General features: G+C 63.6%; 6 protein-coding genes and 1 pseudogene. 2 read left to right on the top strand and 5 right to left on the bottom strand.

Annotated features, from left to right (window positions below; all coding sequences use genetic code 11):
* Positions 1-116: 116 nt before the first annotated feature.
* The 3 genes from ABT085_RS37350 to ABT085_RS37340 all read right to left on the bottom strand — a co-directional run bounded on the left by ABT085_RS37350 (position 117) and on the right by ABT085_RS37340 (position 5,509).
* Entirely contained in the window at positions 117-515 is a 399-nt protein-coding gene (locus ABT085_RS37350; protein WP_351618598.1) for a hypothetical protein, read from the bottom strand.
* 483 nt (positions 516-998) lie between these two features.
* Positions 999-4,556, bottom strand: a complete 3,558-nt coding sequence (locus tag ABT085_RS37345; protein WP_351618596.1) for a hypothetical protein — start codon at positions 4,554-4,556, stop codon at positions 999-1,001.
* On the bottom strand, positions 4,553-5,509 hold the full coding sequence (locus ABT085_RS37340) for a 5'-methylthioadenosine/S-adenosylhomocysteine nucleosidase (protein ID WP_351618593.1): 957 nt from the start codon (positions 5,507-5,509) through the stop codon (positions 4,553-4,555). Before ABT085_RS37340 ends, ABT085_RS37345 begins: the two co-directional genes overlap by 4 nt.
* Positions 5,510-6,877: 1,368 nt before the next feature.
* Between ABT085_RS37340 and ABT085_RS37335 the strand changes: the two genes are divergently transcribed.
* Positions 6,878-8,416 carry a DUF8370 family protein gene (locus ABT085_RS37335; RefSeq protein ID WP_351618590.1) on the top strand — a complete coding sequence of 513 codons (1,539 nt, stop codon included), beginning with the start codon at positions 6,878-6,880 and terminating at the stop codon, positions 8,414-8,416.
* A 589-nt stretch (positions 8,417-9,005) separates the two neighbouring features.
* On the opposite strand, the gene ABT085_RS46850 is transcribed toward ABT085_RS37335, so the two are convergent.
* Entirely contained in the window at positions 9,006-9,371 is a 366-nt protein-coding gene (locus ABT085_RS46850; protein ID WP_502982900.1) for a hypothetical protein, read from the bottom strand.
* Between ABT085_RS46850 and ABT085_RS37325 the strand changes: the two are divergent.
* Positions 9,366-9,633, top strand: a pseudogene (locus ABT085_RS37325) (pyrophosphohydrolase domain-containing protein); the annotation flags it as partial. The gene ABT085_RS46850 and the pseudogene ABT085_RS37325 overlap by 6 nt on opposite strands.
* A 10-nt stretch (positions 9,634-9,643) precedes the next feature.
* Here ABT085_RS37325 and ABT085_RS37320 read toward each other — a convergent pair.
* On the bottom strand, positions 9,644-10,916 hold a 1,273-nt coding region (locus ABT085_RS37320), incomplete at its 5' end, for a hypothetical protein (protein WP_351618584.1).

Here is a 10,916-nt window from a genome sequence, read left to right as displayed (position 1 = left end):
CAACCTCGCCAAGCGCATAACGGACGAGACGACACCCACCTGGCGAGGAACGTACTAGGAGATAAAGGGCAATCCACCTAGATCAAACGCCCTCTAAGACTCCACCGGCCTCGCTGTCAACGTGCCGCGGAAGAAAGGACGCAGGAATCCAGGGCCTCTTTGATTGCCCGCTTACGAGGGAAGGTGGCGCGCGAGCCGTAGCGGTGTCCGCTCAGCTCTCGGACAACGGCGGCCAACCACTCAGGATCGCCGAGCCGCGCGACTTGTCCGCTGGTCACAACCTCATCGAGCAGCATGCAAGCGGCCGCGATCTCCCGCCGGGGATACCTGTGGGAATGATGAGTGAAGTCCGCGCTCTGCTCTTCGTACGGACTACGCGTCAGCACATGAATGGAGGCGGGGAGCCCAACGTGGTCGGTTGGCGCACCAAGCCAGGACAGGATCACGGCCGCTTTTCGCAACGTCTTGGAGTGATCTCGCCGAAGGGGCTGGACGCTGAGCACGATGCCGGCCACGCGCGACCAGGCTATGCACTGAACTTCGACGCCCCGCACCTGGTGTGAGAGGCCGGCCCTGCTCAGCCTCACGTGGTCTCCGCCGGGGTCGCCGATCGCCCATTCACCGTTGGTGAACTCAAGAGGTCCAAGTCTATCGGTCATGGTCTCGCCCTTCGTTCTGCGGTGCCGTTCAGGCCGCCAGAAGGAGGAAGCCGTGCCCCGAGCGTGCCCGATCTAATGAGGAACCCCGGGGAACAGCAGTCGCTTACGGGCACCGACCAACATAACGGCCCCTGACCGATTCTCCCGGTCAGGGGTCGTTATCGCTGGTCTCGGTGCGGAGGTGGTGGGATTTGAACCCACGGTGACATCGCTGCCACGACGGTTTTCAAGATCGCTCAGGCGCTTGCCTCGCCCATTGAGGCTTCACCGACCGTGCGCAATACAGACGCGCATAGCCCTGCCGCCAGGACAATAGGGCTCGATTATGGCGTGGAATGATCACCAAGATCGACCGTCCGGGGGGAGTTCGCGCACATCTCGCTGAATACGTTCCTGCGCGGATTCCGCGAGTGCGCGATAAAACTGTTCTTCCACGCTGCCTTTGCGGCAGATGTCGGCAATGGCCGTGGCCCTGTCTCGCTGCTCGATGTCTTCAGGGTAGGGCTGACCAGGAGAGGTAGAGCGCATTCCGGAAATGACGGCCGCATGCAAGGAGCTCTTCATCCTGTTGAGACTGTCATCACCGTCAGAATCTGCAGCGCGCAAGCATCTGCGCACGAATTCTGAGTCCCAGACGAGGTCACGGGGGGCTTTACTCAGAATCGTCGCGACGACTTTCATCCTTATGTGATCGGCGTCGCTAAGGTATTCGTCGATCACTGCAGTGACCTGTTCATCGTATGGCCCGGCCACGAGCGCGAAGACGTCGGCCCCCATATAGTTTTTCCAGGATGAATCTGGGTCAGCAGCGAGCCATTCGCATATCTGCCGTAGCAACGCTGGAAATTCTGCGTGGTCACGAAACGGCGGTGTCACTTGCCAAGCGTAAGGGAGTGGGGAGTAGCCAGTGGTTTTTGACGTTGAGAAGACTTCCACACGTTGTTCGAGAAGTTTGACGACAGCAAAGGGATCCTTACGGGCAAGCTCCGCCAGAAATTGTCCGATTTCATAGCTATCGATCTTGGGTGCTTCAGTCAAGACGCCGAGGAAAGAATTCTGCTGTTCGATGGAAAGGTCCGACCAGGTCAGCGAGCCGTATGGGGGACCTGACACGGCCAGGGCGAACTCGTCGACACCAGCTCCCCGCTCTGCGGGCGATGCGGTGAGCAGCTCGATAGCGAGATCCTTGTGCTGGGCGGCAAGGGAGCGAACGGCGCCGAGAGCGGCGATGCGAACGGTGCTGTCCTCGTGTGCTACAAGCGCTCGCAGCAGGTCCGACTCCCTGGCCAGCAGCTCGGTGCGTCCGCGTTGGATACCAAAGGCGTGCGCCACCTCCCGCGCAAGCTCGACATGGCCAACGTCGAGGAGCACTCGACCCCAGTGAATTGCGCGATCGCCTGCAACCCTCCCCAGTGCGTTCAGGACGACCGACACCAGTGACACTAGTACGCCCGTAGGCTCAGACCTGGCACGCTCGCAGAGTGCTTCGCCCAAGGAGGGGCGGTTGGTCACCAATGTTGAGATGAATGGTCGGGCTCGCCCATCGTCCGCGCCGAATACCCTGCGATCTTCACGAAGCAGGGAATCGATGCGTACGGCGATCTCGTCGTCCGTCCAGCGACCGAGGGCTGCCGCAGTATCGACGAAGAGGCCCTCTCTCTTTTCGTGCCAGTCCACGATGCCAGAAGACGTCGCGGGGTCGGCTGGCCCCCCGTGGAGCGCCCAGGCAAGTTCATTGTCCAAAGTCGCGGGGATCGCACCCAGAACTGCCAGGGCGGGTTGGCGCAGGTCGTCCGAGGCATACTGTGCGAGCCATCTCAGCTCAGTGCGGACGGCGATCAGGATCGCGGGTGCCAACGTGTGTTCAGTGATGTATCGGTGCAGCCGGTTGAGCGTGCTCACAACTTGCGGGATCCATGGCTGGCGCATCTCAGCTGTCACCGCCAGCCCGAACCCGCCCCTCGGTAGGTTCAGAGCCGTACCGATTGAAGAGACGGCGGCTGAGGCACGTTCGTGCTCGGGCCGTCCCAGTTCCTCGAATGCGAGATCCAGAACCGCCTCACGAACCTCTAGGACTTCCGGCACGGGAAGCACCACATAGGGTCGAAAGGTCAGGCTCCAATCGGAAGGCGTCCACACCTGGTCCTGCCCCTCCGTGGCCAGGATTGGAGCTAGCACGCCCAGGGGCTGGTGAAGGGACGGAACGCCGCGTGCGCGCCCAAGCCAACGTTCGACCTGGGTAATGAGAATCTGCTGGCGGTCGGTAGGGCCTAGGCGGGTGAAGCTGGCCAGTTCCTCCAGAATCCGTAGTGGATGCTGGGGTTGCTGGTGAGCAGGGCGCGCGTCATCACGTCCAAGGGCCCAAAGAAGGGCAGCTGCCTGCGGCAGGAACTCCGAGTGGTAGGCCGTAGCCTGCAGAACACGAGCCAAGGCGTGGAGCACATTGGTGTCCGTGTAGGTGTGCCTCAATCCGAACCCGACGTCCACAGTGACAGGCTCACAAGGGTTGTCAACTGCCCATGAGGCCAGCTCAAGTGCTCGCCGCGGTTGGAAGAAGGCGACCTTGGCCAGCACCTCGAGAATGCTCACGCGTTCGGGCGCATCAGCAGCACGGAAGGTTGCCGCGATCTGCGCCCACACGGGCTCGATCAGCCCGTCAGTGCCTTTGGCCTGCTGCTGCCAGTCCACGCGGCCGGCGTTCACCACCAGGTTGGCCAGCGCAGTGCCTTGGGCGGCGTCCATAGCCCTATTGAGGTAGCCCGTGGGAAGCCCTGTGCTGCTATGCCGTGCCGCCCTGACTAGTAGGGCATCGCCAAGTAGGTCCGGCACCACCCGCACAGCATTGCCGTGTCTAAGCAGCACCCCTGCGTCTTCCAGGGCTGACAGGTGTGGCACGCACAGGTCGAACGACAAGCCGGTCGCGGCTTCGAGCGACGCCTGAACTTCTGGTTCTGCTATGTGAACGGGCTGAAACGCTGCAAGCGCGCAAAGCAGGTCTTGACGCACCTTCTCAGATGCGGAGTCGGCTGTCAGTGCCTCAGCCAGACGATCGGTGAGCTCAAGGTGAAGCTGCTCGTCTCCTTCGAAGCCACGAGGGTCAAGAGAGCCACTATTGATCAGCGCTGCCCCTGTGACAATCAACAGAGGGCAGTCCCGTGCTGCTGTGGCAAGCCGTGGCGCGTAACCTCGCACCGCTTCGTCAAGGATCTCGCCAGCCAGAGATCGGGCGTCGTCGAACTCCAGGTCGCCGATCTCGACCATGAGAGCCTCGCTTGTGTGCGTGCTTGTCTGGGTCAGTGCGCGACGTGTGTGAGCTACCCCGTAGGGCCGCAGGGAGAGCAGCACGTTGGCGGTACCGTTGGCGTCTTGGACGCCAGCGATGATCCTCCCCAGCGGGAGGGTTTCGCTATGAGCATCATCGACGATCACGAGCAGCTTGCCAGTGGTCGGCAATTGCTTGAACGCTTCGGAATCGAGGCCAGAGTCCTGGTCCAGGACACGCACTTCGACGGGCAGCTGTGTTCCATCGAGGGTTTCACACAGGGAAGTCAAGACTTTCGTCTTCCCAACGCCGCCTCTACCGACGAGAAGCGCCACACGTCCCTGCTCGTTTCCAGCGAACGACAGGAGGCTCTCCATGGCAGCAGCTCGTCCGACGAGTTTCCAACGATGCGTATAGATCGAGCCCCTGTTCACCCTGCGTAGGTACTCTTCGGGTTCCACCCAGGGGTTGGATCCCGTCGTGCCGAAGAAGTTGTTAACGGTCTGAGCGCCGTTCTGTACTGCATAGACCGTGCCACCAGACTCGGCTAGGTTGGTCTGTGTCGCTGCGGACTCACCCAGGGCGCGCGAAGGATCATCGTGCCGGTTGTTGGCATGCTCTTCGTCCTCTCTCATCGGTCACCGGCTTCTGATCCGTGGTTGATGGTCTGGCTTCCGTTCTGAACGGCGTAGACCACTCCCCCGTGGTCCGCCCTGTTGGTCTGTTTTGGGCCGTCAGCGGACGCCAGCGGAACATCTGCCGCCCCGGTGTCATGAGCGTCGTTCCTGGCATTCCCAAGCTTGGGCTTCGCACCACTATCTTGCAGGGCAACAGGCTCGGGGAGCGCCACAATCACTGCCAGGGTCGCGGCAGCAGCATGTCGCGCGGCTTTCTCCTGGGTACCTGTAGCGTCGGTCGCCTGCTTGGTTCCGTCGGCCTTGTCACTGATGCCACGGACTACCAGGAATGGGACTGTACCGGCCAGATGTGCAGCGCTTGCAAAACCCGCTCCCTCCATCTCGATAGCGGCAGCGCCGTTGTAGTGCGAGTCCAGGTACTCCTCCAACGCGGACTGGGAGGAGTCCAGAACGATCTCACCAGCCAGAATGGGCTTGAAATGCATCCGGGGAAGAGGATCAGTCAACGGTGAGATGCGCTCAGTCCACGGGCCGCGGCCCGCGTAGCGGGCTGCCTGCTGCAGTTCGAATGATGTCTCCCACGCACGTGGGCGACCTTTGAAGCCGCCAATCCCTTGTCTACCGCCCTGGTATCCCCACACCTGCGTGGCGATGACGACGTCTCCGAGGACCACGTCTCGTTTACGCCCACCCGCGATTCCAGTGAAGAACACCGCCCGGGGGTGGAGCCACGTAAGGGCGCGTTCAGTCAGTACCGCTGCGGCCTGGTTCCCCTCACCTGCCTCGGCCACATAGATTTCCCAGGACGTACCGGGCAGTTCACCACGTTCGAAGATCATCCCCGTGGGGTGATCTTCGCGCTTCAGGTTCGTCAACTGCTCAGTCACTGCCAGGTACTCAACCGAGAGGGCTGTCAGTACGACGATCGCGTTCGTGCCTGTGCTCACCATCAGGGCCTCGATATGTTGATCTCGGTACGTGGGACCCGCCTGGTCGAAGGCCCATCACCGATTCGACCGCCACGCGGTCCGCCAGTCTAGCCCACTGAAGCGGGCACCAACTGAGCGTGACTGCGGCGCTGTTACCCCGCAAACTTATGCAGGCGCTGATCGATATGACCGCCTACATCGCTGTCCCGGCGATAGGCTTCACTACCTTTTGGCTCTATAACTGGCTCCATAACTCAGCAGGACCACTACTCATCCTGGTCTCTGTCGCTGAGGCCGCCGCCCTTGCCGGCAAGAGCGGCTCAGTTCCTCCTCTATGGAGAGCGGTAAGCGGAGAGTTGTCCAGGGCCACCCTCCCCGCGGTCATTGGCCCGTCCTCGTAGATCTGCAGTACGCAAGGACCGCCACACGGACGTCCCCGCGCTCAGATCGTCAGTACGGGTACCAGGCAGCACACCACAACCGCACCAGATCGGACGTGGGGCAACGGGGAATCAAAGTGAAACCACCCACGCCCGACGAGGCTCCCGCCCCGTCATGCGCCCACGTCAGCGCCCGACCCGCCGCAAATGACAGCAGTTTCCCAAGCTGAGGGCTCCTGCGCCATGATCGCGCGCCAGCCGTCACAGCTTGCCTTGGCCGACGACACCAGCAGCGTGGCTGAGCCCTGCGCGAGTACGGCAAGGCATACTTGCGCGCGTGATCGGTCGGCACACCCGCCATCGTGGCTCACTGTCGTCGGCTGGGGCTCAGACCTGAGTCCGCCGCACGCCGATGCACGCGGTCAACCTGCTGCCGCCTTCGGTGAGAAACAACATGAACGTCCAGGAGCCGCCGACAGGCCCGATCTGCCCCAGGTGAATCGGCTGCTGATGCCGGCCGCGCAACTCCACGGCGTGGGACAGGTTCCTAGTCTCGATGCCCCGCTGGCACATGTGCCGCAGCCGATGTCCACGGATAAGGGGGAGCGGCGCAGCAGATGTAGCCCCTCCCAAACCACGTGCGAACCGCCGCAGCGGAGCGCAGCCAGAGCGGCCAGAGCGGCCAGAGCGGCCAGAGCGGCCAGAGCGGCCAGAGCGGCCAGAGCGGCCAGAGCGGCCACGGGCACCTTATCGTTGCCCACCAACTCCCCGTTCGAGTACTGCCCGCTCCACGCCCCATCCCCACTCGAATCCTGCTCACCCAGCAGGGCTCGGAACGTCCCATCCCGCGACATCGACACGTCCGCCGCAGGCAACCCCCCGCCCGGTAGTTGCTCGTTGGAGAAGCCGGGCCGTCCCGGACTCGTGCCGGCGCCTCTGCCCAGTCGCAGACCCGCCCGGACCCTACTTTCAGCCAAGTCGGCGCTGTTGAGCGTACAAAAATCTAGGCGTGGGTATTGATGTCGATCTGCGGAAGACCGGTCGACGAACCTGGGGGGCGTCAATGCGTGTTTCCGAATACTACAAGCTGGGGCGAACGCAGCCGACTCTCGACTTCGTTGATGTGGATGTAGAAAAAGACACCCCAGTCTATATCGACCCGAGCACGCTAAAGAACCTTCCAGATGAGTGGTCAAGCCAGTGTCACACGATGCTTTCAACCTTCTTTCATAGTGTGGTGGACGCAATCAACGCTGGCGACCAGGACAGGCTCCGCGAGCTTCTTGTTCGATTGCAGGAGCCAAACGAGACGCACTTCGGCCTGTCAAAAGGGAAGTCGCGCGGTCGAGGTCTGGGTCCTTATCTCGTGCAACGCATAACCAACAACCTAGTGGTGAGTCGGGCCGCAGAGACTGGCCTGCTTGAGGATCTGGAGGATACGGCCCTCTTTATAGAAGGCATCGGTAAAGACATCATTTCGGATGTGACCACGAACATTATTCGCGGGATGCTGATCTCGTACACACAGTCAATGGCCTCTATTTACGGCATGAAGCTTCAAGAAGGCGTGTACAGCGGACTTGTCTGGAATCACTCAACCTGCGAGTGGGAAGAAGGAAATACTCGCATGCTGGTACCAGGAAGTCCCTTGCTCTTGGTGCCCAAGGTAATCGTCCGCCACGATCTGCATTTGACCAAAGAGGAGTATTTTAGGAACCACTTGGCGCCGACACTGCAAGACGAGGAGCTCGACAAGCCAGGCAGCAAGCTCGTGCAGACCGCCAAGACTGGACGAAAATTCGTAACCAAGATGGACGTCGAAAAGGAGTACGGCGGCGACAAGGAAAAGATGGTGGATCTGACATTGACCCGCTCCCAAGTTCTCCGCACCTACAAGGAGGAAAAGCGCAAAAAGCCATCCCGCCCTCTCGATCACGATGAGTTGAGCCAGGCCACTGGGACCAAGCCGGTCAGTTACCGCAACCTTCTCAGCGACGTACTTGACACGCCACCCGGCGTCGAGAATGCCACTACCTATCATCACAGGGCGCACGCACTCCTTAGTGCGATCTTCTACCCTTGGCTAACCTATCCGGTTGTTGAACAGCCCTTGGATCAATCCAGGAAGCGAGTTGATATCACATACACGAACAACGCAACTGAAGGGTTTTTCGGGTGGATAACACGACAGGGCCATCCGAGCTCGCACATATTCGTCGAGTGTAAGAACTATCATTCGGAGCTCGGGAACCCCGAGTTGGATCAACTTTGCGGCAGGTTCTCGCCGCTACGTGGAAAGGTGGGACTGCTGCTATGCCGGTCCCTCACGGACAAGGAACACTTCCTCCAACGCTGCAGGGACACAGCGCTCAGTCGCCATGAGTTCGTGCTCCTCCTCGACGACAGCGATCTTTCAGCTCTCGTCGATGAGGTCATCACAACACATACCCCTGTTGACCCGAATAGAATCGATGCCGAAGACGAAGAGCAACCCTACCCGGGCGAGTTTCGGCTGCTATTTGAGCGTTTCCGCAAACTGGTTAGCTGATCCTTGCTAACTGGGCTGGCGTTCTTCTGGAGCGCCACAGCCTTCGGCGGAGCGCAGCAGGGGACGGCTAGCGTCTCCTTTCTGTGGACCATTCTCGGACCGAAGTGGAACGGTCAGCCACCTCTAGGGCCCTGACCGGCTGAAATACGTGGGACGCAAGCGCCCTCCGGAGCCGTGTGCGCAGGTTCGAATCCTGCCGGGGGCACTCGCCGAGGGGCAGCAGCAATCAGGTGCTGACCAGGGCGGATACCGACATGGAAGAGCGGGAGACAGTGGCACTGTCTCCCGCTCTTTCTCGTTGTTGCGCACGGATCCCGGATGAGGGGCGTGTGAGTGGCACAAGGCGCCGGTGCGGCATGGGGAACTTCCCAATAGGACGCCACATGTTGGGTCAGTTGCTGTGCATCTGCTGGTGTAACCGCTTGAGGCGAGAGCTACTCGAACGTCTGCCGGTCGGCATCGGCGATGCAGCGGCCCGCTCTGGCTGCAACTCCGCGCTGGAGGCTCCTACGTGTTCCGGGACAGCGCTACCCCGGCTGAGCCGCTACTCAGGTTTTCGGGTCTGGGTGACTTCACGACGGAGCAGGGATCAGATCAGTCCGGATTCGGCGATGAAGCCGTCCAGCAGACCGCGAGTTCGTCGGCGCTGCACGGGGCGAGGTTGCCCAGGCCGTTCTTCAGGTGTGCCCACACGCCGTCGGCCGGGTGCGGCGGATCGGGCGTGTACGGCGGGAAGCGGAAGGCGGTCAACCCGGGTGCAGTTGCCCCGCATCAGCACAACGGGTCCGCCGAGCTGCTGGTGAGCCGCGTCCAGCAGTGCCGCGAAGTTCTTCTCCCGAAAGCCCTTCTTCGTGCCCTTACCGCCGTGGTGGGACGGCATCCGGTCCGGGATGACTGCGGGAGCGACGAGGGGGAGGTGGCGGCGGTGGTCCAGGCGTTGCCGCAGCCGGCGCACCAGGGGGAGCTGCTCGCGGAGGAGGCTGTCGAGGGCCGAGGCGTCGGTCGCCTCGGCGCTCGATGGCCTCGCCCGCGAGTCGGCCGACGTCGGCTGCATCGCGTACGGCACCGCCCTCTTGCACGGCATCGACGTCGACGGGCCTGACGGCCAGGTCGCGCGGCGTGCGGGCGGCGAGGTGCTCAAGGGCGGGCACTACGAGGCGACCGACATGTCGGCGGTGCCGCGCCGCCAGGGCTGGGTGCCCGACGGCGCGGCCTGACGCCTGTCGGCTACGGTGTGCCGCCGCCCGCCAGCTTCCACTCCCGGTGCAGCGTGCCCAGAGGCAGGTCCCGCTGGAGGACGGGGGTGCCGAAGACGGCCAGCTGCAGGCGCAGGGTGCCGCTGAGGTCGACACCTCCGTACACGGCCCATACGGCTTTCGCGTCGAGCCTGCCGTCGCTGCCGGTGACCGTGCCGGTGGCCTCGCCGCGCAGGTAGGGCGCGAGGTCGGCGGCGACGCCCACGGCGCCGTACAGGCCGACGGTCGCCTGTGCGCCGAGCGCCGCCCGTACGGAGCCCGCCGTGGTGACCGAGGTCCGTACCGGCGTGGCCGTCATGTCGGAGGAGCTGACCGGGGTCCACCCCTTGGCGGGGGAGAAGGTGCCGCCCGCCCGGAAACCGCCCTTGACGTCCTGCTCCACGTCGACGGTGACGGTGCCGTCGCCGCTGATCTGGACGTAGCAGGTGAGGTCCAGGTTGACCACGACCGGGACGGGTCCGACCTGGAGCACGGGGTCCGCGTGCAGCTTGGCAAACGGGATGCGCACCGGCGTGGTGGCGGCCGCCGCCCGGCCCTTGAGCGCCCAGCCCGAGGTCCAGTCGCCGGACACGCCCAGGTAGGCGGAGGCGGGTGCGGTTTCGTGGCCCTCGCCGCCGTAGCGGAAGTCGACCTGCGGGGCGACCTGGACGTAGCCGGAGACCGAGGCGGCGGCGGAGGCGGGTGCGCCCGCGGCGGTGGGCACCTCGGCCCGTACGTCCAGCCGCAGGCTGCCGAGCGGGACCTCGGCGCCCTGCGGGCCCACGTGGACGTCGCCCGCCTTGGTCCAGGAGAGGTCGACGTCGGGCAGCAGCTTCTCGACGTCGAAGGCGGCCGGGTCGACCGGCACGGTACCGCGTGCCGTGTCGTCGCCGAGCAGCGCGTTGAGGGTGGCGGGTTCGGTCTGCACCTCCGTGCCCGCGTCCGTCTCGCCGACCACCTCGGTGACCTTGGCGAGCAGTCCGTGCGGTGCGCCGGGCGCGGGGGCGCTGGCGATCACGTCGCCGACGGCGGCGCGGTGGGGCGTTCCGGAGGGGGAGGGAGCCGACGAGGGCGACGGGCGGTGCGCGGCCTTCGGCGCGATGACCGCGCGTCGGGTCCTGCTGTCGTACGAGCTGACGGCGAGTGTCGTGCCGTGGGCCGTCTCCGCCCCGGAACGTCCCGGGTGGGCGGTGGCGGTCGCGGCGTCCGCCGGCGCCCCCGCGCCGGGGCGCGAACGTTGGGGGGAGGCCCCGGCGGGGGGGCCG

The sequence above is a fragment of the Streptomyces sp. NPDC002265 genome (genome assembly GCF_040296125.1).
GTDB lineage: Bacteria > Actinomycetota > Actinomycetes > Streptomycetales > Streptomycetaceae > Streptomyces.
The sequence above is the reverse complement of the archived record's forward strand: the minus strand, read 5'-3'. Positions and strand labels throughout refer to the sequence as shown.

Bases quoted from the DNA above. Each gene is read 5' to 3' on its own strand.
- ABT085_RS37345 (WP_351618596.1), bottom strand. From the start codon at position 4,556: ATGAGAGAGGACGAAGAGCATGCCAACAACCGGCACGATGATCCTTCG.
- ABT085_RS37340 (WP_351618593.1), bottom strand. From the start codon at position 5,509: ATGGTGAGCACAGGCACGAACGCGATCGTCGTACTGACAGCCCTCTCG.